Source organism: Rhizobium sp. LjRoot254 (assembly GCF_964254105.1).
GTDB lineage: Bacteria > Pseudomonadota > Alphaproteobacteria > Rhizobiales > Rhizobiaceae > Rhizobium_E.
The window spans coordinates 4,673,909-4,700,859 of record NZ_CAXUSM020000001.1 but is presented as its reverse complement, the minus strand read 5'-3'; the positions used below and the strand labels follow the sequence as shown (position 1 = coordinate 4,700,859).

23 protein-coding genes are annotated in these 26,951 nt (G+C 62.0%); 4 read left to right on the top strand and 19 right to left on the bottom strand.

The window, feature by feature from the left end; all coding sequences use genetic code 11:
• Positions 1-23: 23 nt before the first annotated feature.
• The 8 genes from ACSQ26_RS23235 to ACSQ26_RS23200 form a co-directional block, all read right to left on the bottom strand.
• On the bottom strand, positions 24-911 hold the full coding sequence (locus ACSQ26_RS23235) for a DMT family transporter (RefSeq protein ID WP_436013103.1): 888 nt from the start codon (positions 909-911) through the stop codon (positions 24-26).
• A 57-nt stretch (positions 912-968) separates the two neighbouring features.
• Positions 969-3,353, bottom strand: coding sequence for an aldehyde dehydrogenase family protein (locus ACSQ26_RS23230; protein WP_436013101.1), 2,385 nt, complete (start codon positions 3,351-3,353; stop codon positions 969-971).
• 5 nt (positions 3,354-3,358) lie between these two features.
• A complete protein-coding gene (deoC, locus tag ACSQ26_RS23225; RefSeq protein ID WP_436015433.1) occupies positions 3,359-4,339 on the bottom strand; it encodes a deoxyribose-phosphate aldolase in 981 nt (326 codons plus the stop codon).
• Between the two features lie 141 nt (positions 4,340-4,480).
• Positions 4,481-5,215 (bottom strand): DeoR/GlpR family DNA-binding transcription regulator, encoded by a 735-nt coding sequence (locus ACSQ26_RS23220; protein ID WP_436013099.1) that lies wholly within the window; start codon positions 5,213-5,215, stop codon positions 4,481-4,483.
• Between the two features lie 90 nt (positions 5,216-5,305).
• On the bottom strand, positions 5,306-6,070 hold the full coding sequence (locus tag ACSQ26_RS23215) for an aldolase/citrate lyase family protein (RefSeq protein WP_436013097.1): 765 nt from the start codon (positions 6,068-6,070) through the stop codon (positions 5,306-5,308).
• A gap of 82 nt (positions 6,071-6,152) precedes the next feature.
• The gene (locus ACSQ26_RS23210; protein ID WP_436013095.1) at positions 6,153-6,866 is read right to left on the bottom strand and encodes a sulfotransferase family 2 domain-containing protein; all 714 of its coding nucleotides are present in this window, start codon (positions 6,864-6,866) and stop codon (positions 6,153-6,155) included.
• Between the two features lie 84 nt (positions 6,867-6,950).
• Complete coding sequence (locus ACSQ26_RS23205; protein ID WP_436013093.1) at positions 6,951-8,159, bottom strand: NAD(P)/FAD-dependent oxidoreductase; 1,209 nt, start codon at positions 8,157-8,159, stop codon at positions 6,951-6,953.
• A 92-nt stretch (positions 8,160-8,251) separates the two neighbouring features.
• Positions 8,252-9,043, bottom strand: coding sequence for a DeoR/GlpR family DNA-binding transcription regulator (locus ACSQ26_RS23200; protein WP_436013091.1), 792 nt, complete (start codon positions 9,041-9,043; stop codon positions 8,252-8,254).
• Positions 9,044-9,254: 211 nt separating this feature from the next.
• On the opposite strand from ACSQ26_RS23200, the gene ACSQ26_RS23195 reads away from it, so the two are divergent.
• Both ACSQ26_RS23195 and ACSQ26_RS23190 read left to right on the top strand, forming a co-directional pair.
• Positions 9,255-10,133 carry a phosphotransferase gene (locus ACSQ26_RS23195; protein ID WP_436013089.1) on the top strand — a complete coding sequence of 293 codons (879 nt, stop codon included), beginning with the start codon at positions 9,255-9,257 and terminating at the stop codon, positions 10,131-10,133.
• A gap of 1 nt (position 10,134) precedes the next feature.
• Positions 10,135-12,582 carry a GcvT family protein gene (locus ACSQ26_RS23190; RefSeq protein WP_436013087.1) on the top strand — a complete coding sequence of 816 codons (2,448 nt, stop codon included), beginning with the start codon at positions 10,135-10,137 and terminating at the stop codon, positions 12,580-12,582.
• 222 nt (positions 12,583-12,804) lie between these two features.
• Here ACSQ26_RS23190 and ACSQ26_RS23185 read toward each other — a convergent pair whose 3' ends face one another.
• From ACSQ26_RS23185 to ACSQ26_RS23145, 9 genes are all read right to left on the bottom strand, one after another.
• Positions 12,805-14,373, bottom strand: coding sequence for an FGGY-family carbohydrate kinase (locus ACSQ26_RS23185; RefSeq protein ID WP_436013085.1), 1,569 nt, complete (start codon positions 14,371-14,373; stop codon positions 12,805-12,807).
• A gap of 9 nt (positions 14,374-14,382) precedes the next feature.
• Complete coding sequence (locus ACSQ26_RS23180; protein ID WP_436015431.1) at positions 14,383-15,060, bottom strand: HAD family hydrolase; 678 nt, start codon at positions 15,058-15,060, stop codon at positions 14,383-14,385.
• A 163-nt stretch (positions 15,061-15,223) separates the two neighbouring features.
• The gene (locus ACSQ26_RS23175; protein WP_436013083.1) at positions 15,224-16,708 is read right to left on the bottom strand and encodes a mannitol dehydrogenase family protein; all 1,485 of its coding nucleotides are present in this window, start codon (positions 16,706-16,708) and stop codon (positions 15,224-15,226) included.
• 30 nt (positions 16,709-16,738) lie between these two features.
• Entirely contained in the window at positions 16,739-17,512 is a 774-nt protein-coding gene (locus ACSQ26_RS23170; protein WP_436013081.1) for an L-iditol 2-dehydrogenase, read from the bottom strand.
• A complete protein-coding gene (locus ACSQ26_RS23165) occupies positions 17,509-18,510 on the bottom strand; it encodes an ABC transporter ATP-binding protein (protein WP_436013079.1) in 1,002 nt (333 codons plus the stop codon). Before ACSQ26_RS23165 ends, ACSQ26_RS23170 begins: the two co-directional genes overlap by 4 nt.
• 19 nt (positions 18,511-18,529) lie before the next feature.
• On the bottom strand, positions 18,530-19,354 hold the full coding sequence (locus tag ACSQ26_RS23160; protein ID WP_436013077.1) for a carbohydrate ABC transporter permease: 825 nt from the start codon (positions 19,352-19,354) through the stop codon (positions 18,530-18,532).
• Between the two features lie 9 nt (positions 19,355-19,363).
• Entirely contained in the window at positions 19,364-20,236 is an 873-nt protein-coding gene (locus ACSQ26_RS23155; protein WP_436013075.1) for a carbohydrate ABC transporter permease, read from the bottom strand.
• Between the two features lie 190 nt (positions 20,237-20,426).
• Positions 20,427-21,737: an ABC transporter substrate-binding protein gene (locus tag ACSQ26_RS23150; RefSeq protein ID WP_436013073.1), complete on the bottom strand. Its 1,311-nt coding sequence runs from the start codon at positions 21,735-21,737 to the stop codon at positions 20,427-20,429.
• A 185-nt stretch (positions 21,738-21,922) separates the two neighbouring features.
• Positions 21,923-22,870, bottom strand: a complete 948-nt coding sequence (locus ACSQ26_RS23145; RefSeq protein ID WP_436013071.1) for a sugar-binding transcriptional regulator — start codon at positions 22,868-22,870, stop codon at positions 21,923-21,925.
• A gap of 147 nt (positions 22,871-23,017) precedes the next feature.
• On the opposite strand from ACSQ26_RS23145, the gene ACSQ26_RS23140 reads away from it, so the two are divergent.
• Entirely contained in the window at positions 23,018-23,716 is a 699-nt protein-coding gene (locus tag ACSQ26_RS23140) for a type 1 glutamine amidotransferase (protein ID WP_436013069.1), read from the top strand.
• A gap of 211 nt (positions 23,717-23,927) precedes the next feature.
• Here ACSQ26_RS23140 and ACSQ26_RS23135 read toward each other — a convergent pair whose 3' ends face one another.
• The gene (locus ACSQ26_RS23135; protein WP_436013067.1) at positions 23,928-24,461 is read right to left on the bottom strand and encodes a transglutaminase-like cysteine peptidase; all 534 of its coding nucleotides are present in this window, start codon (positions 24,459-24,461) and stop codon (positions 23,928-23,930) included.
• A 271-nt stretch (positions 24,462-24,732) separates the two neighbouring features.
• Between ACSQ26_RS23135 and recF the strand changes: the two genes are divergently transcribed.
• Positions 24,733-25,860, top strand: coding sequence for a DNA replication/repair protein RecF (gene recF, locus ACSQ26_RS23130; RefSeq protein ID WP_436013065.1), 1,128 nt, complete (start codon positions 24,733-24,735; stop codon positions 25,858-25,860).
• Positions 25,861-26,225: 365 nt separating this feature from the next.
• On the opposite strand, the gene ACSQ26_RS23125 is transcribed toward recF, so the two are convergent.
• Positions 26,226-26,885: a FecR family protein gene (locus ACSQ26_RS23125; RefSeq protein ID WP_436013063.1), complete on the bottom strand. Its 660-nt coding sequence runs from the start codon at positions 26,883-26,885 to the stop codon at positions 26,226-26,228.
• Positions 26,886-26,951 lie beyond the last annotated feature (66 nt).

The window sequence follows — 26,951 nt, the reverse complement described above, 5'->3', positions numbered from 1 at the left end:
GGTGCGCCACACTCGCCGACTCTCTACGCCACCACCGTCAACCTCCGCCGCCGCTCGTCCAGCATCACGATCACCAGCCCGCTGGCGATCACCAGCACGATGCCGATCACCGCCCACGCATTGGGAAATTCCCCGAACACGACCAGCCCCGAAATCACCGCCCAGACCGAGAACGTGTAGTAGAACGGCGCCACCACCCCGGTCGGCCCGGTGCGATAGGCCATGAAGATGAAGAAATGCCCGAAGATCAGGAAGAAGCCGGCGCCGGCGAGCAGTGCCAGATGTGACGCCTCGGGCATGACAGTGGTCTCGAGCGAAAAATGCGCGATCACCGCGCCGATCAGCACCACGACGACCGCCGAGATCGCCACGATCATCCCGGGTACTTCCGCGCCCACCCGCCGCCCGGCGACATCGCGCGCCGCGCCGAACACCGCGTTGGCAATGGCGAGCAGCGCGAAGATCGAGATCCCCTCCATATCAGGCTGCGCCACCATGATAGCGCCGGCAAAGCCAAGCCCGATCAGCGCCATCCGGAGACCGCCGATCCGTTCGCGAAACAGAATCGAAACGCCGAGCAAAACCAAGAGCGGTGTGAGCTGTCCCAGCGCCGAGGAATCGGCGATCGGCATGTTGGCGAGCGCCACCACATAGGCCAGGATCGCCGCCGTTTCCAAGAGGTTGCGGGTCAGCACCCGCCCCTCGAACATGAGCGGCAGCCGGCGTCCGTAACCGAGCGCGAACAGCATGGGAAACCCGAATGCCGCCGCCCAAAGCCCGCGCAGCATCAGCACCTCATAGGGCGGCAGGCCCGCTGTCGCGAGCTTCATCAGCGTATCGTTGACGACGTAGGAACCGGTCGCGATGACCATGAAAAGCGGGCCACGGATGGCGGAGGGAATGGCATTCATGCCGGCACCAGATCAGAGTTATCAAGCGCCGGCAATCCACATCCCCATCCCGGCACTTTACTCGCCGTACGGAATCCACACATTCTTGATATCGGTGGCGCGGCGGAGGTAAAGCGGCCCTTCCCCCTGCGCCGGATCCATCCAGTCGTATGCCTTGCCGTAATCGGTGAACACCCGCTTGAGATTGCCCACAGAGGCCTTCTCCACCATCTCCGACAGCGCCTGCGACCCGAAGGCCCAGACCGCGTCGACGTCGTTGTGCGAAGCGATCGCCTTGCCCAGCTCCATCGCCGAACCGGTGACGATATTGACCACGCCGACCGGAAGATCCGAGGTTTCCAGCACCGAATAGAAATCCGTCGCCGACAGCGGATAGGGCTCGCTCGGCACCACCACCGCCCGGTTGCCCACCGCGATCAAGGGTGCCACGAGGCTGATGAAGCCGAGCAGCGGCGCTTCCGGCGGGCAGATCACGCCGACCACGCCCTGCGGTTCCGGCATGGCGAGTGCGACGCCGCGCAACGGCGGCTGGTGGATCGCGCCTTCATACTTGTCGGCCCAGGCGCCATAGGTGAACAGCCGCGACACCGACGCATCGAACTCCGCCCGCGCCGAACCCGGCGTGCGGCCGGTCTGGGCGGCGAGGCGGGCGATGAATTCATCCGCCCGGCCGGAGAGATTCTCGGCGATGTAGTAGAGGATCTGCGCCCGGTTATGCGCCGTCGCCGAACCCCAGCTCGAAGCACCGATCGCCGCGACCACGGCGTTGCGGATGTCCTTGCGGTTGCCCTCGCCGACCTCACCGACCAGCTTGCCCTTGGGCGAGACGATCGGGCGATTGTAGTTGCCATCCGGCCGCGCCTGCTTGCCGCCGATGAAGAGTTTCGCCGTGCGGTCGATCAGCGGCGCGGAGAAATCGCCTGCCGTCGTCCGCAGCTGTGGCACGGCGTAATCGAGCCGCGCCTTGCGGTTCGCCCATGCCTTGGGCTTGAGATATTCGTAAGCGCCCTCGCGTCCGCCCTCGCGGCCGAAGCCGCTCTCCTTCTTGCCGCCGAAACCGGCCGCCGCATCGAAGAGATTGGTGGCATTGACCCACACCACGCCCGCCTGCAGCCGCGCCGCGACATGCAGCGCCAGCCCGATCGTCTCGCTCCACACGCTGGCCGCAAGGCCATAGCGCGTGTGATTGGCGAGCTGCACCGCTTCCTCAGGCGTGCGGAACGTCATCGACACCGCCACCGGCCCGAAGATTTCCTCGGTCGCGACAATCGAGGTCGGCTGAACGTTTGCGAGCAGCGTCGGCCGGAAGAAGCTCCCACCTTTCGGCAGTTCGATCTCGCTCTGGTAGAGCGTGGCACCTTCCTCGACACCCTGCTTGACCAGCTTCTCGATGCGCTTCAATTGCACCGGGGCGACGATGGCGCCCATGTCGATCGCCTTGTCGAGCGGCTGACCGACGCGGAGCGACTGCATGCGGCGCCTGAGCCGCGCATGGAACTTTTCCGCGACGCCTTCCTGCACCAGAATGCGAGAGCCCGCGCAGCAGACCTGGCCCTGGTTGAACCAGATCGCATCGACCACGCCTTCCACCGCGCCATCGAGATCGGCGTCGTCGAACACGATGAACGGCGACTTGCCGCCGAGTTCCAGCGTCAGCGATTTGCCGGAGCCGGCGGTCTTTTCGCGGATGATGCGGCCGACATCGGTCGAGCCGGTAAAGGCGATCTTGTCGATGCCGTCATGCTCGACGATCAAGGCGCCGGTCTCGCCTTCGCCGGTCACGACGTTCAACACGCCCGGCGGCAGGCCGGCAGCGGCGGCCAGTTCCGCAAACAGCAGCGCCGTCAACGAGGTGAATTCGGCGGGCTTCAGGATCACCGTATTGCCGAGCGCGAGCGCCGGCGCGACCTTCCAGGCGAGCATCAGCAGCGGGAAGTTCCACGGAATGATCTGGCCGACGACGCCCACCGGCACATGGTCGGAAAATTCGCTCTCCTGCAGCTGCGCCCAGCCGGCGTGATGGTAGAAATGCCGGGCGGCGAGCGGCACGTCGATATCACGCGTCTCACGGATCGGCTTGCCGTTGTCGATCGCCTCGACCACCGCGAGCAGGCGGCCGTGGCGCTGGATCATCCGGGCGAGCGCATAGAGATGCCGCGCCCGTTGGTGGCCCGAAAGCTTCGCCCATTGCGCCTGCGCCTTGCGGGCGGATGCAACGGCCGCATCGACATCGTCCTTGGTGCCGATCGCGAGCTTGGCAAGATCGCCGCCGGTCGCGGGCTCATGGGTAACGAAGGTCTTGTTGCCGGAGGAAGCGCGGAACTCGCCATTGATGAAATGGCCGAACGTGCCACCGTGGCGCTTGATCCAGCCGCGCGCTTCGGTATCGGCTTCAGGGGCAGGGCCGTATGACATCTCGTCGAAGAATTTTGCTACGCTCATTTCTATCATCCAATCGGGTGTCTGTTGAAGGACGAATAGGCGCCCGTGACGTGGTGTTCGAGCTGGCGCTCGATATCGGACAGCAGCGTCGAGGCGCCGATGCGGAAGAGATCGGGCTCGAGCCATTCGCGGCCGAGCTCTTCCTTCATCAGGAACTGGTAGTTCAGCACATCCTTGGCCGCCGAAATACCGCCGGCCGGCTTATAGCCGACCTTGAAGCCGGTGCGTTCCTCGTAGTCACGGATCATCCGCAGCATGATAAGCGTCACCAGCAGCGTCGCATTGGTGCCTTCCTTGCCGGTCGAGGTCTTGATGAAATCGGCGCCCGCCATCATGCAGACCAGCGAGGCACGGGCGACATTGCGCAGCGTCTTGAGGTCGCCGGTCGCGAGAATGGCCTTCACATGCGCGTCACCGCAGGCAGCGCGATAATCCTGCATTTCCTTGTAGAGCGCATCCCAATTGCCGGTCAGCACATGCTCGCGGGTAATGACGATGTCGATTTCCTTCGCGCCATCGGCGACGGAGGCTTCGATCTCCTTGACCTTGGTCGCATGTGGCGACAGGCCGGCTGGGAAGCCGGTCGAGACGGCGGCGACCGGAATGCCGGTGCCGTCGAGCGCTTCTACAGCGGTCGAGACGAAGCGGTGATAGACGCAGACCGCACCCGTCGTGATGCGGCGATCGCCCATGCCGAGGCTGTCGAGGATATCCTGCCGGATCGGGCTGGCGGCCTTGGCGCAGAGCCGCTTGACGCGGCCGGCCGTATCATCGCCGTTCAGCGTGGTCAGGTCGATGCAGGTCAGCGCCTTGAGCAGCCATGCAGCCTGCGCGTCCTTCTTCACCGTGCGGCGCCCGGGCAGCGAGGCGACGCGCCGCTCGCCGGCGGAGAGATTGACCCGCTGCTCGGCAACCCAGCCGAGATCGAGCTCCATGCCGGGATTGCGCGGCCAGCCATGATTGGTGGCGGCTTTCGGCCTTTCCATCGTTGTCGTATCCACGTCAACCTCCCTGGGACATCGAGGTCCGAGATTGTTATATTTCTATCAAATTGGTGTTATGATTGCATCAATCCTTGGTATGGTCAAGCGCAATCTCGCGCACGAATGTGCCATGAACGTGGCTTGCTACGCGGCTTCGTCAGCGAACCAAGGCCCGTCCTCGGTATAGATGACATCGAACGCATCGGCGCGGGCGAAGAAGGCGGGCTTCACCCGCCCGAGCTTGGAATTGTCGATGACCAGCAGGTTTTTCTGGGCAATGGCCATCGCCTTCTGCTTGACTGCGACCTCATGAAAATGCGCGCAGGTGGCGCCGCGCATCTCGTCGAGACCGGCGGCGGAGAGGAATGCGGTGTTGATTCCGACCCGGTCCAGCGTATCGAGCCCCTGCGGACCGGAGAAGGATGCCGTCTCCGGATGATAGAGGCCGCCGAGCACGATGAGCCGGATATTGGGCGCCCGCGACAGGCGCTCGGCGATGTTGAGCGCATAGCACACCACCGTCACCGGCATGGTTTCCGGAACAAGATCAATGAGATGCGACAGCGTCGTGCCGCAATCGACGAAGATCGTGTCGTCGGCATGGATATGGGTGAATGCGTGGCGGCAGGCCTCCCGCTTGGCAGTCGCGTGCCGGTCGGCCTGCTTGCGCAGATCATAGGGTTGCTCCGGTTCGACCTTTCCCGCCGGCATGATATGGCCGCCGAGATAGGCAAAGCGCGCCGCATCGCCGGCAATGTCGCGCCGGATGGTCATCTCCGACACGCCGAGCCGCTGGGCGGCATCCCTGAGATGCATCACGCCGCGTTCGCCGAGGATCGCGGCAAGCTGGTCGAGCCGGTCCTTGTTGCGCGGCGCCATGAGAGAATTCCTTCGGATCTTGATGATCCACAGGATGTAACCCTTTGGCCAAGACGTCAACCGATTTGTGAAAATCGTAACAGAAATGGGTTATTCGTAGATCGCCCGCAACTGCTTGGACCCCTGCGTCAGCAGGCTCGCATCGTTGCCGATGGCGATGAAGGTGGCGCCGAGGTTGATAAAGTGCTTGGCCAGTTCCGGGTTCGCCATGTAGATGCCGACGGCCTTGCCATGCTCAAGAATGCGCTTGATGGCGCCCTCGATGACGGCGGTCACTTCGGGCGCGTAGGGATTGCCGAGATAGCCCATGTCGGCCGAGAGGTCGGCGGGGCCGATAAAGACACAATCGACGCCGTCGACGGTGGCGATCTCGTCGATCGCCTCGATCGCCTTCATGCTTTCGACCTGCACCATGAGCAGGATTTCCGCATCGGCCGTCGCGGCATAGTCGGCGATGTAGCTGAAACGCGAGGCCCGCGCACCACCCGCGCCGACGCCCCGTATGCCATGCGGCGGATAGCGTACGGCCTTCGCCAGCATTTCCGCCTGCTCGCGATTATCGACCATCGGGATGAGCAGCGATTGCGCGCCGGCATCGAGCAACTGCTTGATGATCCAGGCCTCGCCGATCGGCGGCCGCACCAGCACGCTCGATTCCGAGAAACGCAGCACCTGCAACTGCTGCATGATAGTCTGCAGATCGTTGGGCGAATGCTCGCCATCGATCAGCAGCCAGGAGAAGCCGGCATCGCCCAGCAGTTCGGCCGAATAGCTGTTGGCGAGCGACAACCAGAGCCCGGTCTGCAATTTACCCGCCTTGAGCGCAGCCTTGAGTTTGTTATGCGGGGCAGGCATGTGGCGGTCTCCAAGATGTGTGTGCGGGTTTGATACGCCCTTCCGAGTGGTCGACACAAGGGGCGCAGGGCGCAGATCCCACTTATCCGGCGCTCGCCGCCATGAGTTCCTTCCGGTGTTGCAGACACCACTCCAACAGGGGATAATCGCGGATGTAATGCTGCCGGATGTTTTGTTCGCCCAGCGCCGAAAGAGTCTTGGACATGGTGTCCGGTGCCTTGTGGGCGCCGACTTGGTCCTTGGGCAGTTCGATATCCGGTCTCATCCCCACGATCTCCTTGAACCGGATAAAATCGTCGTCAAGCGAGCGCTGGTCGCCTATGAAAACGATCTGATCCTTGGCGGCTTCAAGAATCTCTATCGAGCCGAGATGGAAGCGGAGGTCGCGCTTGAGGTGACCGACGGCTTGCATCGCTTTCTCGGCAATGGCTCTGGTGGTGCCATCGCTGGAAGACAGCGCTTCTGCAAGGTCGTTGGGCCTAATGAACCGCGAGAACACCTTCTCCTCGCGTGGCGACCACTTGTGAACGCCATATCTGCCGCCTCTGAATCTGCTGTTGAACGCCGACACGAACCGATCGACAGGATCGCGCACGACAAAGCACAGCTTGAGCTTCGGCTGATGCTCCAGGATTTCCTCGATCCGGGCGCCATGCCCGAGATTGGCGACGTTCTGCTCCCCGGTCAGGTCAAGATGTTGCTTGATCGCCGTTTTGAGCGCCGAACCGCCCGTCTTGGCAATGTGGAGAAATCCGAACGGTCGTTCAAAAACGTCTTTATGCTTGTCAAAATCCATGGATCGATCTTAGGTCGGCAAGCTAGAAGCGGCAAGATGGAAATGACCGGTGTCACACCAGTCAAAGCCGGAGAATTTTCATCTCTACAACAACGACTTCATATTGAACCCCGGATCCGCGACCTGCTCCCGCGTCAGCACCTTGCCACCCTCGAGTATCTTCCGCGCCATCATGTATGCTGCACCATCGTTGAGACAATCTGCCGCCAAAAACTCGTCGCCCTTGAAATAGAAATGCGATTTTGCTCCCTCGCGCAGGCCTTTGCGGGTGATGACGTGGTCGAAGCCGGTATTCAGGCCCGCGATCTGCAGCTTGAGTTCGAACTGATCGGACCAGAACCACGGCACCGGCTTGTAGGATCTGGCCTCGCCCAGGACGTTGTGGGCCACGACCACACCCATGTCGTTGGCGTTCTGAACGCTTTCGAGCCGGATCATGGTGCCGCGATAGGGAAAGCTCGCGCAGTCGCCGATCGCGTAGATCGAGGGGTCGGAAGTTTCCAGCCTCTCGTTGACGACGATGCCGTTGTTGTAGGTCAGGCCGGCAGCTTCGGCCAGCGCGGTATCGGGATAAACGCCGATGCCGGTGATGATGAAATCAGCCGGAATGACGCGGTCGTCGGCGAGGATGACGCCGTCGGCGATGCCATTCGTTTCGTGGATTTCATGCAACTGGGCGTTTTCGAGAATTGTTACGCCATGGCCCTGGTGTAGCGCGCGGATATCGTCGGCGGTCTCGGCTGAGGCCACGCGCTTGAGAATGCGGTCGGCAGCCTCGATGACGGTGACGGAAACGCCCTTCTTGGCGGCTTCGGATGCGGCTTCCAGGCCGATATAGCCGCCACCGATGACGACCAGCTTCCGGCCTTCCTTCATCCGTTCGATGAGTTTCAGCGCATCACCATGGTCGCGCATAACGTAAACGTTGGGCAGGTTGCCGCCGATCTCCGCCGGAAGGCGGCGCGGTCTGGCTCCGGTAGCAAGAACGAGGGCATCGTAGGAAATATGGCGGTCGTCGTCGAGCACGACGAGCTTGTCCTTGCGATCCACGGCCTCGGCGCGCGCACCCTTGAGCAGTTCGATCCGGTTCGGCTCGTACCAGTCCTCGGGCCTGAGCAGCACCTGTTCGAAGGTAACCTTGCCGGACATGTAGCCCTTGGAGAGCGGCGGCCGCTGATAGGGGGGCTCTGCATCGGCGCTGACGATGGTGATTTCGGCATCGGGCGAAAGGTGCCTGAGCTGGGCTGCGAGCGAAAGCCCCGCATGGCTGCCGCCGATGATCACTGTCTTCATGTATTTTCACTCCCTGGCGCTGGCGGGCAGATACTGAGTCTCCGTTCAGAGTACCAGTCCCGGCGACTGGTCATTGTCTGTCTGCGCAGCGCTCATGTCTGTTCCCGGCTTCCGGCGATGATCAGCTGGATCCCGTTGGCCTCAAGCATGGCCTTCAGGTCGTCGGGCGGCGCCGTATCGGTCACCAGCATGTCGGGCATATCGACGGTGATTGGTGCCGTATGACCGAATTTGCCGCCGTCTGCGACGATGATCCGGTTCTCTGCGATCCGCGCGGCCTCGCGGGAGAATTCCGCTTCCTCCATGTCCTGCAGCATGAAACCGCGCTCGTTGATTGCGGCGATGGAGAGGATCGCATGCTTGACATTGAAGCGGCGGATGAAGCTGACCGCTTCATTGCCGAAGGCGCCGCCGTCATGCGAGCGCAGCGGCCCGCCGGCGAGGAAGACGCGATTGCCGTTCCTGGTGGCAAGCGTGTGGGCGACCGAGATCGAATTGGTGACGATGAACAGGTTCTGATGCTTCTGCAGCGCCACCGCAATGAAGGCGGTGGTCGAGCCGATGTCGAGAAACAGCGTATCGCCATCCTGGATCAGATTGGAAACCTCCGCCGCGATCACCCGCTTGGCCTCGGCGCTCTCGTTCATGCGGAAATGCAGCGGCTGTTCGGAGGAAAAGTCCTTGAGGTGGACACCGCCATGGACCTTGGTCACATGGCCGCTTTCCTCGAGCACCCGGATGTTGCGCCGGATCGTCTCTTCGGAGACGTTGAGCCGTTCGGCCAGGAATTGCACGCGGCTAGAACCGCCCGACAGCCTGAGTTCCTCGAGGATCTCCCGCTCCCGGTGGTTGGAATAGCCACCGCCCCGCTCCGCTGATGACATGGTCTTCAACCCCGCAATCCATATCAGGCAAACAACCAGGAAATCCACAATTAGCCAAAACAATGACGGAAAATGTGGCGCCGACTTGACCTTCAATTCATTTTGAAAGAGCTTACAGGCCGAAATCAGCCTGCGGCAAGTGCTAACTTTAGCACTGAGACCGGTATAAGGGCGGGGGAACACGACCGCGAAAGCGGGCTGGATGGAACGCATGATAGAATCGCCCGAGGACAGGATCCGCTCGCTCGGCATATGGTCGGGTCCGCTGACGATCGAGCCGCTCTCCGGCGGCATGACCAACCGGAACTACCGGGTGCGCGATGGCGCGCGCACGGTGGCGGTCAGGTTCGGCGAGGATATCCCGGTCCATATGATCAGCCGCGCCAACGAGCTTGCGGCGGGCGCCGCAGCGCATGCGGCCGGCATCTCGCCGGCGATCGTCCACCACGCACCCGGCCTGCTGGTGATGGACTACATCGACGCAAAGACGTTCGGCCCTGACGATGTCAACGACCCGGCCAACCTCAGTCGCATCATTCCGCTGATTCGCCGGTGCCACACTGAAATCCCGAAATATTTTCGCGGACCGGCGATGATCTTCTGGGTTTTCCAGGTGATCCGCGATTACGCCAATACGCTTCGGGACGGCGACAGCCCCTATCTGCCGGAACTCAAGACGCTGCTCAAGCGCGCCGAACAGCTCGAAGCGGCCGCCGGGCCTTACACGATCGCCTTCGGCCATAACGACCTGCTGGCTGCCAATTTCATGGACGACGGCAAGCGGTTGTGGCTGATCGACTGGGATTATGCCGGCTTCAACTCGCCGCTCTTCGACCTCGGCGGCCTGGCCTCGAACAACTCTCTGCCCGAGGCAAAGGAGCATATGCTGCTCGAAGCCTATTTCGAACAGCCGCTCAGCGACATGGTGTGGCGCCGCTACCAGGCGATGAAATGCGCCTCGCTGCTGCGCGAGACCATGTGGAGCATGGTGTCGGAAATCCATTCGACCATCGGCTTCGACTATCAAAGCTACACGACTGAAAATCGTGCGCGCTTCAATCGCGCGTTCGACGCATTCAAGGACATCTGACATGAAAGATCTTCCTGCTTCGGCAAAGATCGTCGTTATCGGCGGCGGCATTATCGGCTGCTCCACCGCCTATCATCTCGGCAAGCTGGGTTTCACCGATACGGTACTGCTGGAACGTAAGAAGCTGACCTCGGGCACGACATTTCATGCCGCGGGTCTCGTCGGGCAACTCCGGACCAGCGCCAACATCACCCAGATGCTCGGCCATTCCGTCGAACTCTACAAGACGCTGGAAGCGGAGACCGGGCTCGGCACGGGCTGGAAGATGAATGGCGGCCTGCGGCTCGCCTGCAACCAGGAACGCTGGACGGAGGTCAAGCGGCAGGCGACGACCGCGCATTCCTTCGGGCTTGAAATGCACCTGCTGACGCCACGCGAAGCGCAGGAACTCTGGCCGCTGATGCAGGTCGACGATCTCGTCGGCGCCGCGTTCCTGCCGACCGACGGTCAGGCCAACCCGTCCGACATCACCCAGGCGCTTGCCAAGGGCGCGCGGATGAAAGGCGTCTCGATTTTCGAGGATACCGAGGTCACCGATCTTGAGATCGAGAATGGGCGGATTCGCGCCGTGATCACCGAGCGCGGCCGGATCGAATGCGAGAAGGTCGTGGTCTGCGCCGGCCAGTGGACGCGGGCTTTTGCCGGCCGCTTCGGCGTCAATGTGCCGCTGGTTTCGGTACAGCACCAATATATGATGACCGAGGCGTTCGGCGTGCCTGGCAATCTGCCGACATTGCGCGACCCGGACCGCTTGACCTATTACAAGGAAGAAGTCGGCGGGCTGGTCATGGGCGGCTACGAGCCGAACCCGATCGGCTGGGCGGAAAGCGGCATTCCGGATGGCTTCCATTTCTCGCTGCTCGACAGCAATTTCGACCATTTCGAGCCGATCATGGAACTCGCGCTCGGCCGCGTGCCGATGCTCGAAACCGCTGGCGTCAAGCAATTGCTCAATGGCCCGGAAAGCTTCACGCCCGATGGCAACTTCATTCTCGGCGAAGCGCCGGAACTGAGGAATTTCTATGTCGGCGCAGGCTTCAACGCCTTCGGCATTGCCTCGGGTGGAGGTGCCGGCATGGCGCTCGCCGAATGGGCCGCCAAGGGCGAGCCGCCCTATGACCTCTGGCCCGTCGATATCCGCCGTTTCGGGCGCCCGCATTTCGACACCGACTGGGTCCGCACCCGCACCTACGAGGCCTATGGCAAGCACTATACGCTGGCTTGGCCCTTCGAGGAAAACATGTCAGGCCGGCCTGTGCGCAAGTCGCCGCTCTATGACAAGCTCAGGGGCCAGGGCGCATGTTTCGGCGAGAAACTCGGTTGGGAACGGCCCAACTGGTTTGCTGATCTCGCCGCCGGTGAAAAGGCCGAGGACGTCTATACCTATGGACGGCAGAACTGGTTCGCCGCCGTCGGCCGCGAGCACAAGGCGGCGCGCGAGGCTGCCGTCGTCTTCGACCAGACATCGTTCGCCAAATTCGCGCTCAAGGGCCGCGATGCGGAAGCCGCGCTGCAATGGATCGCGTCGAACAACGTCGCACGGCCGGTGGGCTCGCTGACCTACACCCAGATGCTCAACGACAAGGGCGGCATCGAATGCGACGTGACCGCCGCGCGGGTGGCGGAGGACGAATATTACATCGTCACCGGCACCGGCTTTGCCACCCATGACTTCGACTGGATCGCCCGAAACATTCCCGATGGCCTGCATGCTAGCCTGGTCGATGTCACCTCGGGCTGGTCGGTTCTGTCGCTGATGGGTCCCAAGGCGCGGGATATCCTGCAATCGATCACTACGGCCGATGTGTCGAACGCTGCTCTGCCGTTTGGACAATTCCGCACGATCGGCATATCAGGCGCGCCGGTGCGCGCGCTGCGCATCACCTATGTTGGTGAACTGGGTTATGAGTTGCACATGCCGGTGGAGTTCACATCGGGCGTCTACGATCGGCTGATGGAAGCCGGCCGCGCCCATGGACTGGTCAATGCCGGTTACCGCTCCATCGAGAGCCTGCGACTGGAAAAAGGCTATCGCGCCTGGGGATCCGATATCGGCCCCGATCACACGCCATTCGAGGCCGGCCTGAACTGGGCCGTGAAAATGAAAAGCGGCGCGAAATTCCGTGGCCGTGACGCGCTGGAAAAGCAGGCGGAGGGTGGCGTCAAGAAGATGCTGGCTGCCTTCACGGTCGATGATCCGGATGTGGTGCTGCTCGGCCGCGAGACCATCTATCGCGATGGCAGGCGGGCCGGCTGGCTGACCTCCGGGGGCTTCGGCTATACGTTGGGCAAGCCGATTGGCTACGGCTATATCAGGAATCCGGAAGGCGTCACGGCGGATTATGTGATGTCGGGGACATATGAGCTTGAAGTCGCGACGGAACGTCTGAAGGCGAATGTATCGCTGAAGCCGTTGTATGATCCGGAAAATGTGCGGATCAAGGGGTGATGTGACCAGCGGGCGGAGTGTGTCGTTTCACCCCCCTCTGTCCTTCCGGACATCTCCCCCTCAAGGGGGGAGATTGACTCGTGGCAACGCCTCGATCAAAGCCGAAACAGAGATCGCAGTTCTCGGTGTGTGAGTAGGAGCCAACGTCGTGATCCCAGCCTCTCCCTCCTTGTGGGGGAGATGCCCGGCAGGGCAGAGGGGGGTGCTTACACCCACCAAGGCTCACACAACCCCCGCCAATTCCCGCCGCTGTTCCTGCATCTTGAGGAACACGCGGTAATCGCGATCCAGCGCCATCGCACGAATCTCATTGGGCGGGATGACATTGGCCGGCCGCGCCATGGCCTGGCAGGCCTCGGCAAGCGATGGATACCAGCCGGCGGCACTGGCGGCATTCATGGCGGTGCCAAGCAGCATGGCTTCCTCGCCGGCCGAGATCGCGACTTGCCGCCGCGTGGCATCGGCATAGAGTCGCGCGAGCAGCGTGTTGCGGGCGTGGCCGCCGCCGAGATGCAGTGTTTCGACCGGGCCGTCAAATTCCATGAGTTCGAGGATCTGCCGCATACCCAAAGCGAGCGATACCATCGCGCGGTAATAGATCGCGCACATCGCATCGAACGAACTGTCGAGTGTCAGACCATGGATGGCGCCGAGCACGCGGGCGTCACCGAGCGGCGAGCGGTTGCCGTGGAAATCGGGCAGAACATGGATAGAGCCGCCGAAGCTGTCGCCGGTCTCCGCGATCAGGTCCTGGATCCGCTCCAGCACCAGATCATGGGTTTCCGGCGTCGGCCCGAGACCGGCGCCATGGGCACGGATGATGTGGTCGAGCAGCGCGCCGGTGGCCGATTGTCCGCCCTCGATCACCCACCAATCGGGCAGCACCGCATCGCGGTAAGGACCCCAGAATGATTTGATGAATTGCGGCTCCTTCGAGAAGCGCATGACGCAGCTCGACGTGCCGCCGATCAGCCCCGCCTCGTTGCGTGACGCCGGGTTGCTGCCGGTCAGCGCCAATTGGCCCGCATAGGCGTCGACCATGCCCGACGCGACCTTGCAGTTCGTGCTCAGCCCCAATGACCTGGCAGCCGGCGCCGTCAGCGTGCCGACGCACGCGCCGACCTGTGCGGGGATGTCGGTGATGCCGGCGCGCGTGCCGAGATCGTCGAGGCCGGCGCGATCGAGGAAATCCCGTGTCCAACCTTCCTCGGTATGGCTGAGATAGTTCCACTTGGTGGTCATCGTGCAGACCGAGCGCGTCAGGCCGCCGCTCGCCCGCCATGTCAGGAAATCGGCGAGATCGAAGATCATCCCAGCCCGGTTCCAGACATCGGGACGATGCGATTTCAGCCACATCAGTTTGGGAATCTGCATTTCGGGCGAGATCGACCCGCCGGAATGCTTCACCATCTCTCCACCCAGCGCGGCCAGCTCTTCGGCTTGCTCTACGGCCCTGTGGTCGAGCCAGGCGATCGTATCCCAACGCGGATCATCGTTCTGGGAAACCGGGAGTGGCCGGCCCTCCGCGTCGCGAACCGTCAATGAACAGGTCGCGTCGAAACCGATGGCGTCGATCTCGCCGGCCGCGACGCCGGCTTCATCTCTTGCGCCAGCCACGGCCCGAGTGACAGCGGACCAGATATCTTCTGAATCATGCTCAGCGGATTGTCCGGATGTCCGGTTCATCTCGATGGGGAAGCTGGCGCGCCCAAGCATCTCGCCCCGCCGGTCGAAAATACCGGCCCGGGCACTGCCCGTGCCCACATCGACGGCAACAACGTATCTTCCCATTACTCCGCCCTAACTGCCGGATGCGGCTATCAGGCCGGGCAGCTGCGCCATATCATCAAAAATGGCGGCGGGTTTCAAGCTTTCGACGATGGGAAGCAGATTGGATGCCACGGCATGCGAGGCGCCGGTAAAGGCAAACACCGTCATTCCGGCGGCTTTGGCGGCGCGGATGCCGGCTGGGCTATCCTCGATCACGATGCAGTTGCGCGGGGAAAAACCCATGCTGCGCGCGGCATGCAGGAAGAGATCCGGCGCCGGCTTGCCGTTCGCCACCATGCTGGCCGAGAAGATATTCGGTTCGAAGTAATCGATCAGCCCGGTCTTCCGGAGGCAGAGGCGAATGCGCTCCAACTGGCTCGAAGAGGCAACGCAATGCGCAAGCGGAAGGCTGCTCAGGATATCGGCCACGCCATGCACCGGCTCCAGTTCGGCCTCGAAACGGGCATAGAGGCGCTTGCGCATATCGCCGAGCGCGTCGTCGTCGAGCATCAGCGAATGTTCCGTGGCGATCATCGCGGTGATCGACGCCATGCTCTTGCCGAGGAAATTCTCGTAGGCCCAGCTTTCGCTGAAAGTCAGGCCCGCATCGGCCAGCATTTCGCGCAGCACCGCAAACGAGATCGGCTCGCTATCGACCAGTACGCCGTCGCAGTCAAAGATGACCAGCTTGCCGTTGGACTTATTCATCATGGGGAACTCTGAACATCGCGTCTGTGGATGGGCCATCCAGCGGACGGATGAGGGGCAAGCGCTTGCCCCTCATCGCCTTACCGCGCCCGACACTTCTCTGCAAGCCGTGGTGGCGCCGGAGAAGCGGGAGGGTTGGGGCGCGGGAGGTCATGGCTCCAAACTAAGCCAGGTTTCCGTCGATATAGGCCTTCAGCGTCGCCCGTGTGCCCCTCGAATGGAGCGACGCCAGCGCCTCGGCAAAACGCTTCTGGAATATGGGCGAGGTCCCGACATCGCCAAAGATGTCCTTGAGTTCGAGGAAGGCGAGGGGGTCCTCGCGTGATTTCATTGCAGCCTCGTGCAGCCGGCCGGCGCTGGCATCGTTGAATTCGATTGTCTTGCCGGAATCCGACTTGCCCTCGAAATAGCGGCACCAGAGCGCCGAGACCAGTGCCAGGCCCTGGACATCCTGGCCCTTGGCGAGCCGGTCGGAGGTCGAGGGCAGGATGAATTTCGGCTGCCGGTTCGAGCCGTCCTGTGCAAGCCGCGCCACCGTATCGCCGATCTTCGGATTGGCGAAGCGCCGCTCGATCAGCTTGAAATAGTCCTGGATATCGGTGTTCGGCACCGGCGGCACGCAGGGAATGATTTCAGTCTTTTCGAGCTTGGCGAGAAAGCCGCGGATGTCAGGATCCTCCATCGTCTCATGGACGAAATGGATGTCGAGCAGCGCGCCGGGATAGGCGATCGTCGCATGCCCGCCGTTGAGGATGCGGATCTTCATCAGCTCGAAGGGTGCGACATCATCGACGAAGGTGACGCCGACATCCTCCAGCGCCGGCCGTCCTGCGGTGAACTTGTCCTCCATCACCCATTGCTTGAATTCCTCGCAATAGACCGGCCAGGCATCCGCGATGCCGAAGGTCTCGTCGCAATGGCTGATCTCGCGCGCGCCGGTGGCCGGCGTGATGCGGTCGACCATGGAATTGGGGAACGAGACGTTGTTGGCGATCCACTCGCCGAAAGCAGTGTCATCAGCGAGCCGGGCAAGGCCGACGACGGCATGCTCGGTGACATGGCCATTGCCGGGAATGTTGTCGCAGGACATCACCGTGAAGGGCACGATGCCGCGATCGCGGCGGAGTTTCAGGCTTGCGAGGATGATGCCGAACACGGTCTTCGGGTCCGACGGGTTCTTCGCGTCCGCAACGATGGCCGGATGTTCCGGATCGAATTTTCCGGATGCCGGATTGATGAAATAGCCGCCTTCGGTGATCGTCATCGAGACGATGCGGATCGATGGATCGGCGAGCTTTTCGATAATGGCGCCGCGGTCGGCGGGATCGAGGAAGTCGATCATCGCGCCGGTGACGCGCGCGGCCGACTTGCCGACATCCTGCTCGACAACCGTGGTCAGGTAATCCTGACCCTTGAGCTTGTCGCGCATGGCGCCGTCATAGGCCGTCACGCCGGCGCCGATGAGCGCCCAATCGCGGTCGCGGCCGGTGTTGAACAGGTCGTCGAGATAGACCGCCTGATGCGCCCGGTGGAAATTGCCGATGCCGAAGTGAACGATACCGGCCTTCAGATCGCCGCGCTGATAGGCCGGGATCGCGGCCGTCGCGGAAATGGCGCCGAGATTGGCGAGCGAGAGTTTCGTACTCATGGCATACGTTCCTTATGCAAATCGGACGAGCTAGCTCATCCAGTTGCCGCCATCGACATTGTAGGTCTGGGCGACGATATAATCGGCTTCGGACGAGGCGAGGAAGACTGCCATTCCGGTCAGGTCATCCGGCCGGCCCATGCGCCCGAAGGGCACGGCCTCGCCGACGAGCCGTTTCTTCTCGCCAAGCGGACGGTTCTCGTATTTCGCAAACAATGCGTCGACGTGTTCCCAGTGCTCGCCATCCACCACGCCGGGCGCGATGGCGTTGACGTTGATGCCGTGCTGGATCAGGTTGAGCCCGGCCGACTGCGTCAGTGAGATGACGGCGGCCTTGGTGGCGCAATAGACGGCGACCAGAGCCTCGCCCCGGCGTCCCGCCTGGCTCGCCATGTTGATGATCTTGCCGCCCTTGCCGCGCTTGATCATGGTCTTGGCCGCAGCCTGCATCATGAACAGCGTGCCCGATACGTTGATAACAAACAGCCTCTCGTAGCTCTCGCGCGTGATGTCGGTGATCGGCGCGAGATCGAATAGCGCGGCACCGTTGATCAGGATATCGAGACCGCCGGTCTTGTCCTCGACCGAGACGATCGCGGCATCGATGGAGTCCTGGTCGGTCACGTCAAGTCGTATCGCATAGGCTGACGGCCCGAGATCGGAGGCTGTATGGCTCGCACGCTCGATGTCGATATCGGCGATCGCCACCTTCGCGCCCTCGCGGATATAGGCTTCCGCGAAGGCCCGGCCGATCCCCCGCGCCGATCCGGTGATCAGCGCGGATTTGCCGTCGAGGCGTTTCATCGGATCGCGAGCCCCCTGTCGTCGAACTTGTGGACGCGGCTTGCGTCCGGCGTGAGATAGACCTTGTCGTCGAAGCGGATGTCGGTCTCGCCGGGCGCGCGCACGGTAATGACGCCCGCCTTGTCGGTCTTGACGTGGATGAAAGTATCCGAACCGAGATGTTCCGTCACGCCCGCAATGCCGCTCCAGGTGCCCTCGGTCTTGGAGATGCCGAGATGTTCGGGCCGGACACCGATCGTCGCCGCGCCATAGGGCTTGGCGATGTCGCCGGAGACCAGGTTCATCTTCGGCGAACCGATGAAGCCCGCGACAAAGACATTGTCCGGCTTGTGATAGAGTTCCATCGGCGAACCGACCTGCTCGATATTGCCGGCATTGAGCACCACGATCTTGTCGGCCATGGTCATCGCCTCGACCTGGTCGTGGGTGACGTAGATCATCGTCGTCTTGAGCTGGTGATGCAGTTCCGAGATTTCGAGCCGCATGTTGCCGCGCAACGCCGCATCCAGGTTGGAGAGCGGCTCGTCGAACAGGAAGGCCGAGGGTTCGCGGACGATGGCGCGGCCGATCGCGACACGCTGGCGCTGGCCGCCGGAGAGTTGGCCGGGCCGGCGTTCGAGATAGTTGGTGAGGTTGAGCACGCGTGCCGCATCCTCGACCTTCTTGTCGATGGCAGATTGATCCATCTTCGCCATCTTCAGCGGAAAGGCGATGTTCTTGCGCACGCTCATATGCGGATAGAGCGCATAGGACTGGAATACCATGGCGAGCTTGCGCTTGGCCGGAGCCTCGCCGGTGACATTGCGGCCGTCGATCTCGATCGTGCCGGATGTCGTGTCCTCGAGCCCCGCGATCAGGCGCAGCAGCGTGGACTTGCCGCAGCCCGACGGGCCGACGAACACCACGAACTCGCCTTCGTTGATGGTCAGGTCGATGCCGGGAATAACCTGCGTCGCGCCGAAGGACTTGTTGACTTGTCTGAGCTGAATATTTCCCATTTTACCCTCCCGGAGTTTCTTATTTCACGGCGCCGAATGTCAGGCCACGCACCAGCTGCTTCTGGCTGAACCAGCCCATGATCAGGATCGGTGCGATCGCGAGTGTCGAGGCTGCACTGAGTTTCGCCCAGAACAAGCCCTGAGGGCTCGAGAACGAAGTTATGAACGTGGTCAGTGGCGCTGCGTTCGTCGTGGTCAGGCGGATCGTCCAGAACGCTTCGTTCCAGGCGAGGATGATGTTGAGCAGCATTGTCGAGGCGATGCCCGGCACCGCCATCGGCAGCAGCACGTAATAGATCTCACCCCAGAGCGAAGCCCCGTCCATCCGCGCAGCCTCCAGGATCTCGCCCGGAATTTCGCGGAAGTAAGTGTAGAGCATCCAGATCACGATCGGCAGGTTGATCAGCATCAGCATGATGGTCAGGCCGATGCGGCTGTCGAGCAGGCCAAGGTCGCGAAAGATCATGTAGATCGGAAACAGCACCGCCACGGCCGGCATCATCTTGGTGGAGAGCATCCACATCAGGATGTCCTTGGTCCGGCGCGTCGGCGCGAAAGCCATCGACCAGGCCGCGGGCACGGCGACCAGCAGCGCAAGCACCGTGGAGCCGAGCGCCAGAATCACCGAATTCAGGAAAGGCCTGAAGTAGTTGTACTGGCTCTGGACGTCATAATAGCTCTCCATCGTAAAGGACGGGATCAGGTTGAAGCCCTGGATCGCTTCCTGCTCCGACTTGAAGCTCGTTATGATCGTGTAGAGGATCGGAAAGAAGATCAGTAAGGCGATAGCCCACGCCGCGACGGTGACGGCTGCGGTACGCCTGGTGGAAACAGCTCGTGCCATGATGCGCTCCTATCGGTCGAGGTTCTTCCCAACCGCCCGCATCGCGAAGAAGGCGACGATGTTGGCGAGGATGACTGCGATGATGCCGCCGGCCGAAGCTTGGCCGATCTTGAATTCGAGGGTCGCCTTCTGGGCGACGAGGAACGGCAGGTTGGTGGATGCGTAGCCGGGGCCGCCATTGGTCGTAACCAGGATTTCCGCATAGACCGAGAGCAGGAAGATCGTCTGGATCAGGATCACCACGGTGATGGCGCGGGCGAGATGCGGCAGTGTCAAATAAACGAAACGGTTGAGAAAATTCGCGCCATCCATCTCGGCCGCTTCCTTCTGCTCGCCATCGAGCGATTGCAGCGCGGTGAGCAGGATCAGCGTGGCGAAGGGCAGCCATTGCCAGGCGACAATGATGATGATCGACAATAGCGGGAACCGCCCGAACCAGTCGATGGGACTGAGGCCGATGGAGCGCAGAAGATCGGAGATCACGCCATATTGGGCATGCATGATCATGTTCTTCCAGACAAGTGCGGCCACCGGCGGCATGACGAAGAACGGCGAGATCACGAGAATGCGGACGATACCCTGACCCCACATCGGCTGGTCGAGCAGCAGTGCGAGCAGGATGCCGCCGACGAGGGTGATGGCAAGCGCGCTCGCCACGATCGTGAGCGTATTGAGGATCGACCACAGGAAGGCGGGATTGTTGAAGAACAGCAGGTAATTGGAGAACCCGACAAAGCCATCGCGCATCGGGCTGAGGGGATTATATTGCTGGAAGGAGAACCACAGCGTGATCGCCAGCGGCACCGCCATCCAGATCAGCAGCAGCCCGACGGACGGCGCCAGCATGGCGCGGGCAAGCGAGCGGGTTTGTTGCGTAGCCATTCCAATCCTCCTCCCATTTACGGTCCTGCGACAGGTTCCCGCAAGCGGGAGAGACAGCACCAGCCTACTTCTTGATCAAAGCGTTTGTTCTTGGAGTTATCGCACAGGCACGCATCGATGGCGACGCGTGGAAAGTTCTTGAAAGAGGCCGCCCGACCAGGCCGGGCAGCCAAACGTCCTTGGGAGACGATTACTGGATATATCCGCCTTCGGTCATGGTTGCCGTGGCGGCATCCTGCGCCTGCTTCAGCGCTTCATCGGTGCTCATCTGGCCGGCAAGTGCCGCCGAGAAGAGCTGGCCGACAGTGGTACCAAGACCCTGGAATTCAGGAATGGCCACGAACTGCACGCCCACGTAAGGCACCGGCTTGACAGTCGGCTTGGTCGGATCGGCGGAGTTGATGCTGTCGAGCGTCATCTTCGCGAAGGGAGCAGCCTTCTGGTATTCCGGGTTGTTGTAAAGCGAGGTGCGCGTGCCCGGAGGAACGTTGGCCCAACCTTCCTTGGCGGCGACGATTTCGAGATAGTGCTTCGAGGTTGCCCAGGCGATGAACTTCTCGGCCGAAGCGGCCTTCTGCGTCCCGGCCGGAATGGCCAGCGTCCATGCCCAGAGCCAGTTGCCACGCTTGCCGAGCCCGTTATCGGGCGCCAGTGCATAGCCGACCTTGTCGGCAACCGTCGAGTCCTTCGGGTTGGAAACGAAGGAAGCAGCCACGGTGGCATCGATCCACATGCCGCACTTGCCCTGCTGGAAGAGTGCGAGATTTTCGTTGAAGCCGTTGGACGAAGCGCCCTGCGGACCGGCATCGTTCATCAGCTTGACATAGGTATCGAGCGTCGTCTTCCATTCCGGTGAATCGAACTGGGGCTTCCAGCTTTCATCGAACCAGCGTGCGCCGAACGAGTTGGACATGGCGGTCAGGAACGCCATGTTCTCGCCCCAGCCGGCCTTGCCGCGCAGGCAGATGCCGTTGATGCCTTCGTCACGATTGGTCATCTTGCGGGCCGCATCCGCAATGAATTCCCATGTCGGGGCGTCGGGCATGGTCAGCCCTGCCTTTTCCATGAGGTCCTTGCGGTACATGACCATCGAGCTTTCGCCGTAGAACGGCGCGGCATAGAGCTTGCCGTCGGCGGAAAGACCGCCGCGGATGGCCGGCAGGATATCGTCGACGTCGTAGTCGGCGCCGAGATTGTCGAGCGGTAGGAGCCAGCTCTGCTTGGCCCAGATCGGAACTTCATAGGTACCGATCGTCATCACGTCGTATTGGCCGCCCTTGGTGGCGATGTCGGTAGTCACGCGCTCACGCAGCACGTTCTCCTCGAGCGTCACCCATTCAAGCTGGATGTCGGGATTTGCCTTGGTGAAATCGTCCGTCAGCTTCTGCATACGGACCATGTCGCCATTGTTGACGGTCGCGATGGTGATGGTTTCGGCGTTGGCCATGCCTGATATGGCGATTGCTGTGCTCGCGCCCAGCAAGAAGGTCTTCAAGTTCATGAGATCTTCCTCCCAGAAGAAAAATGAGCAAATGCTATGCTCATGGGCATTTACCCGAGCATTCGCGAATGTGTCAAGCGGAATTCGTTGCCGCAGCGCAGCAATGTTCTTTCAGGAGAAACAAAAACAGTCCCGCAACGGCTGAAATGCCGGCAGGCCGAAAGGTTGCAGGAATTGAAAGAAGATCAGGCCGTCTTGAGCAGATGCTCGGCAGTTTCCTCATCGGTGATGAGGCCGTTGATCAGGTTGCCGCGCAAGGCGCCCGATATGCCGGGGAACTTGCGGTGCCCCTTGGCGGCGGCGATGACCAGCGAGGTTTCGCGCGGTGGGATCGGCGACGAAGCCACCCGCTCATTGGTGATCCCCTGGATCATCTTGCCGTCACTGTCGAACGACCAGCCGACGATCTCGCCGGCGGCACCGGCACTTCTCAGTGCCGCCAGTTCGGCCGATGTGATGAAACCATCGACATAGAGCGGCGCATCCTCGGTGAAATCGCCGATGCCGACGAAGGTGACATCGGCACGCGCGGCGAGCGCCAGCGTCGGCTTGATCATCGCCTGGGCATGCAGCATTTCCCGCTCGCTGCGCGAACTGGCGATAACGGGCAGCGGCATCGGGAAGGAGCGGACATTGACCGAGTCCGACATGGTGAAGACGACGTTGTAATACGCGGCGGAGCCATCGGGCGCGATATTGCCGGTCAGCGACACGACCCTGTGGTGGCGGCAATCCATGCGCGGCAGCAGTTCGACGGCGGCCTTCAGCGTGCGGCCCGTACCGACCGCGATCAGCACCGGCTCCTCGCGCTTCAGCCACCGCTCCATCTCGGCGCTCGCCGCCTCGGCCACGCCTGTGATGGTGGAATCGGACCCAGGATCGGTTGGCACGACATCGACGAATTTCAGCCCGAACCTCTCCCTCAGGGCGTCGGACAGCTCGAGACAATTGGCGATCGGATGGTCGATCTGCACGCGCACCAGACCCTCGGAACGAGCGAGCGAGACGAGGCGCTGGGCCGATTGCCTGGACACGCCGAGCTTGGCGGCGATCTGGTCCTGGGTATTGCCGGCGACATAGTAGAGCCAGCCCGCACGGGCTGCGTCGTCGAGGCGGCTCACTCTCTTGCTCATGGATCGGTTGGCTCCCGGAATTTTCCGCGCGGATCATAGGCCGCAACCCGAAAATTGGAAGGGGTCCCGCAAAATTCGCGGGGGGCACGTCTTGGCTTTTCCTTCCGCTCGGATATGGTCAGCGAAGGCCCTTCATAAAGTGATTTCATGCGCATACTCATCGTCGAAAATCTCCATAAGACATCCCTCGGGCAGGTCGGCATTGCCCTTGAAGAGGCGGACGCCGAACAGGTCTGGGTCCGGCCCTGGAATGCCGAACCGCTTCCCGCCGCGAGCGACGGTTTCGACGGCATGGTGGTGCTGGGCGGCGAGCAGAGCGCCATCGACGACCATATCCATCCCTATCTGCCGGAACTCGCGCGGCTGATGAAATGCTTCGGCGACGACGACAAGGCGGTGCTCGGCATCTGCCTCGGCAGCCAGCTGCTTGCCCGCGCCCATGGCGGCACCAATATTCTGGGCCAAGCGCGGCAATTCGGCTGGCATCGCGTGGCGAGGACCGAGGCTGCGGCTCAAGATCCGGTGCTGTCGGCGATCGATGCCGAGTTTCCGATCTTCGAATGGCACAGCGACACATTCACGCTGCCGGAAGACGCGATCCATCTGGCGACCAATCCCGATGTCGCCAACCAGTGCTTCCGGATCGGCCGGGCGTCCTATGGCATGCAATTCCATTTCGAGGCGAACCGCCAGGTGGTCGAGGACTGGAATCGTGGATTTGCCGAGACGATCGAGCGGACAATGCCGGGCTGGCTCGCTGACTATGACAAGCATGCCGCAACCGATGGCGTCATTGCAGACAAGGCGGGCCTTGCCATTGCCCGCGCCTGGGTCGGGCAAATCTAGAGAGCTTGAGAACACCAAAAAGCCCCGGCGTTGCCGCCGGGGAGGATGATCAGTCTCCGGGGACGCGGAGACTGACGGTGAGGTGGTGGGCGGTGAGGTGATGGGCGGTGAGGCTGTTGGTTGGCGCCGGTCTGCAGCGCGCTGGCCGGCGCGTGCCGGGGGTCAGGGCCGCTTGAACGCGCAGCCCCGGTCGGTCACACGCGCTTTGAGGTCACACCAGCTTTTCGAAACGGTAGCCGGTCCGCGAGCGGCGGACGATCGACTTGCGGATATTGTCGAGCGCGAATTCGCCCGACGTGGTCTTGACGATCAGGATGGCATGGCCTTCGCCGCGGCGGGTGCGGACAACGGCGATCTTCAGGGCCGAGGCCGGCACGCCGGCGCGGATCAGCTTGTGGCGCTTGGTCATCGCATAGTCGTCGCAATCGCCGTAGGCCGGATTGATCGACCATGTGTCGCCACGCTCGCGGCGCGGGCGGATCGAACGGTTGACCTGGGCATTGACCGACACGAGAAGCGCCCGGATCTTCGGCGTGTAGGTGACCACCGAGCGGCGCGACTTGCGGCATTCGCTCGGGTTCTTGAGGCAGAACAGCTGGAAGGCGAGCGGGGCGGCGGCCATCTCGGCGCGCTGGTGGCGCGAGCGGGAACCGAGGTTCCAGGCATTGGCCTCGGGCACGCTTGCCGCGGTGAATGTCAGAGCCGCGAGAACCGCGACGATAAGCTTGCGAAACATCTCAGTCATCCCCGTTTTCCGGCCTGCCCTTTGTTGCCGGGCCTGGTGCCGATTGGTTGGGGCGGAGGCTCCTGTTATCCGGATATTCTCTCCGCCGATGACACCAATCTACCGACGACCCGCTAAGGCCCTCTCAAACCAATCGCTAAAATTTGACCTATCTGTCGTTTTTAGGGACGCATGTGTTCCGCAATGGCGCGAAGCAGGCTATTGCGGCTTCGGCCTTCCATCCGGTCACGAACTTCTTTAGGATCGGGGCCTCCTCCCGCGACGCGATTTCATGCCCGGCAAAGTCACCATCCAAAGCATTACACTGACCGCTTTCCGCAACTATGCGGAGGCGTCGCTCGGCTTTGACGGACGTCACGTCGTGCTGACCGGCGACAACGGGTCCGGCAAGACCAACCTGCTGGAGGCGCTGTCGTTCCTGTCGCCCGGGCGCGGATTGCGCCGCGCCGTCTATGCCGATGCGGCCAAGGAAGGCATGGACCGGGGCTTTTCGATCTTCACCCGGCTCGACGGCATGGATGGTGAAGTGGAGATCGGGACCGGCATCAATCCCGGCGAGGCCGGTACCCGCAAGGTCCGCATCAATGGTACCGAGGTGAAATCCGCCGACGAACTGCTCGATCATCTCCGGGTGCTGTGGCTGACGCCTGCCATGGACGGGCTGTTCACCGGTCCGGCTTCCGACCGGCGGCGCTTCCTCGACCGTCTTGTGCTCTCGCTCGACCCTGCCCACGGGCGCCGGGCGGCGGATTTCGAAAAAGCGATGAAGATGCGCAACCGGCTGTTGGAAGAGCGCCGCCATGACGGAACCTGGCTGTCCGGCATCGAGCAGCAGATGGCCAGCCTCGGCGTTGCCATGGCCATGGCGCGATCGGAAATGCTGGGGCTGCTGACCAGGCTCGGCGGTCACGGTGCGGCAGCGGGTGCCTTTCCGGCTGCCGGTCTCGCACTCACTGGTTTCCTTGATGACACACAGAACTCCGCGGCCATCGATCTCGAAGACCGATATCGGGCGATGCTGGAGGAGACCCGCTACCGCGACCAGGCGGCAGGGCGTACGCTAGACGGGCCGCACCGTACGGACCTGATCGTCACCCACGTCGCCAAGAACATGGATGCGGCGCGCTGCTCGACCGGCGAGCAGAAGGCCTTGCTCACCGGACTGATCCTAGCGCATGCGCGCCTGACCGCCAACATGACAGGCTTCGCGCCGATATTGCTGCTCGACGAAATTGCCGCCCATTTCGACCAGGCGCGGCGCGAGGCCCTCTTCGACCTGATAGACGATCTCGGCGGCCAGACCTTCATGACCGGCACCGACAGCCATCTTTTCGACGCACTCGGCAGCCGTGCGCAGTATTTTACTGTCTCACACGGGGACGTTGAAATCAAAAATTAGAGAAGTCTTAAACACCTGAAGAAGACGCACCATCACGCGGTCTTCACATTAACGTTTTTTAACAGTTGGGGCTTTGCCCATTCATTGAAATGCCACATTTGAAGCACCAAATATCTATTAATGGTGGTCGTCGCCCCTTGACCACCACGATCCGGGATCAGGCCCGTCCCCCGCCGGCCCGGAGATGCGGAAACAAAGACGCCCCTTATCTTTGTTCCGCTTTATAAGAAGACCGTCATGGCACCGCCCTCCGGCCATGACGGTCTTGCTTTATCTGGGGTTCGATTCTTGGAATTGATATACCGAAAACAGAAATGGCCGGAAAACCGGCCATCGTGCTCTTCTATGTTCTTTGGATTGAACGCTTACATCAGGCCGACGGCTTTGTAGGCTTCCTCGATGCGGCCCTTGCCCCATTTCTTTGTATCGGACATGTCGCCACCGAACAGGGAACGGGTCTTGGCGTCGGTTGCGATATCGACACCCTCGCCCGCGCCGACCTTGCGCAGCGTCTTGCCGCTCTTGACCTCGACCAGGCCATGCTCGACGAAAACCGCGAAATTGCCACGGCTCTTGCCGGTGAAGAACTTGGTGCCGCGCACGCCGATCTGGCCGAACGTGGTGCGGATCGTCAGGTCGATCTTCGGCGTGCCTTCGGGCCGGTCGAAAACCATGTCGCCGGACACGAGTTCCAGCACGCCGCCCTGTTCGGCAAGGAAGCTGTCGAGCAGGACCTCCGTGTTCTCGCCCATCAGGATCTTGGTGTCGGAACCGAGCGTCATGGAAGCAAAGCTCTTGGCGCCGGTGGCGACGAGATCGTTGTTGGCCAGCGGCGCGCCGGTGCGGATCGCGGTCTCGATGTCGTTCTGGGTCTTCATCACCTCGCCCTTGGCATCGACCACCTTGCCGATCTCGTCGGAGGCGAATGACGGGAAGGCCGGCGAAATTGCCAGCGCTGCGGCAAACCCGAGCGTCTGCCGGCGGGTGAGACCTGTGCCGATATAAAATGTCTTGATGCCGCTCATGGCTCTGAGCCTCCTGAAACGATTTATGAAAGACTATTCCAACTGACGTCTTTTGCAAGGCGCGTA

Coding starts and splice junctions, on each gene's coding strand:
- ACSQ26_RS23235 (WP_436013103.1), bottom strand. CDS start 911: ATGAATGCCATTCCCTCCGCCATCCGTGGCCCGCTTTTCATGGTCATC.
- ACSQ26_RS23230 (WP_436013101.1), bottom strand. CDS start 3,353: ATGAGCGTAGCAAAATTCTTCGACGAGATGTCATACGGCCCTGCCCCT.
- deoC (WP_436015433.1), bottom strand. CDS start 4,339: ATGGAAAGGCCGAAAGCCGCCACCAATCATGGCTGGCCGCGCAATCCC.
- ACSQ26_RS23220 (WP_436013099.1), bottom strand. CDS start 5,215: ATGGCGCCGCGCAACAAGGACCGGCTCGACCAGCTTGCCGCGATCCTC.
- ACSQ26_RS23215 (WP_436013097.1), bottom strand. CDS start 6,070: ATGCCTGCCCCGCATAACAAACTCAAGGCTGCGCTCAAGGCGGGTAAA.
- ACSQ26_RS23210 (WP_436013095.1), bottom strand. CDS start 6,866: ATGGATTTTGACAAGCATAAAGACGTTTTTGAACGACCGTTCGGATTT.
- ACSQ26_RS23205 (WP_436013093.1), bottom strand. CDS start 8,159: ATGAAGACAGTGATCATCGGCGGCAGCCATGCGGGGCTTTCGCTCGCA.
- ACSQ26_RS23200 (WP_436013091.1), bottom strand. CDS start 9,043: ATGTCATCAGCGGAGCGGGGCGGTGGCTATTCCAACCACCGGGAGCGG.
- ACSQ26_RS23195 (WP_436013089.1), top strand. CDS start 9,255: ATGATAGAATCGCCCGAGGACAGGATCCGCTCGCTCGGCATATGGTCG.
- ACSQ26_RS23190 (WP_436013087.1), top strand. CDS start 10,135: ATGAAAGATCTTCCTGCTTCGGCAAAGATCGTCGTTATCGGCGGCGGC.
- ACSQ26_RS23185 (WP_436013085.1), bottom strand. CDS start 14,373: ATGGGAAGATACGTTGTTGCCGTCGATGTGGGCACGGGCAGTGCCCGG.
- ACSQ26_RS23180 (WP_436015431.1), bottom strand. CDS start 15,060: ATGAATAAGTCCAACGGCAAGCTGGTCATCTTTGACTGCGACGGCGTA.
- ACSQ26_RS23175 (WP_436013083.1), bottom strand. CDS start 16,708: ATGAGTACGAAACTCTCGCTCGCCAATCTCGGCGCCATTTCCGCGACG.
- ACSQ26_RS23170 (WP_436013081.1), bottom strand. CDS start 17,512: ATGAAACGCCTCGACGGCAAATCCGCGCTGATCACCGGATCGGCGCGG.
- ACSQ26_RS23165 (WP_436013079.1), bottom strand. CDS start 18,510: ATGGGAAATATTCAGCTCAGACAAGTCAACAAGTCCTTCGGCGCGACG.
- ACSQ26_RS23160 (WP_436013077.1), bottom strand. CDS start 19,354: ATGGCACGAGCTGTTTCCACCAGGCGTACCGCAGCCGTCACCGTCGCG.
- ACSQ26_RS23155 (WP_436013075.1), bottom strand. CDS start 20,236: ATGGCTACGCAACAAACCCGCTCGCTTGCCCGCGCCATGCTGGCGCCG.
- ACSQ26_RS23150 (WP_436013073.1), bottom strand. CDS start 21,737: ATGAACTTGAAGACCTTCTTGCTGGGCGCGAGCACAGCAATCGCCATA.
- ACSQ26_RS23145 (WP_436013071.1), bottom strand. CDS start 22,870: ATGAGCAAGAGAGTGAGCCGCCTCGACGACGCAGCCCGTGCGGGCTGG.
- ACSQ26_RS23140 (WP_436013069.1), top strand. CDS start 23,018: ATGCGCATACTCATCGTCGAAAATCTCCATAAGACATCCCTCGGGCAG.
- ACSQ26_RS23135 (WP_436013067.1), bottom strand. CDS start 24,461: ATGACTGAGATGTTTCGCAAGCTTATCGTCGCGGTTCTCGCGGCTCTG.
- recF (WP_436013065.1), top strand. CDS start 24,733: ATGCCCGGCAAAGTCACCATCCAAAGCATTACACTGACCGCTTTCCGC.
- ACSQ26_RS23125 (WP_436013063.1), bottom strand. CDS start 26,885: ATGAGCGGCATCAAGACATTTTATATCGGCACAGGTCTCACCCGCCGG.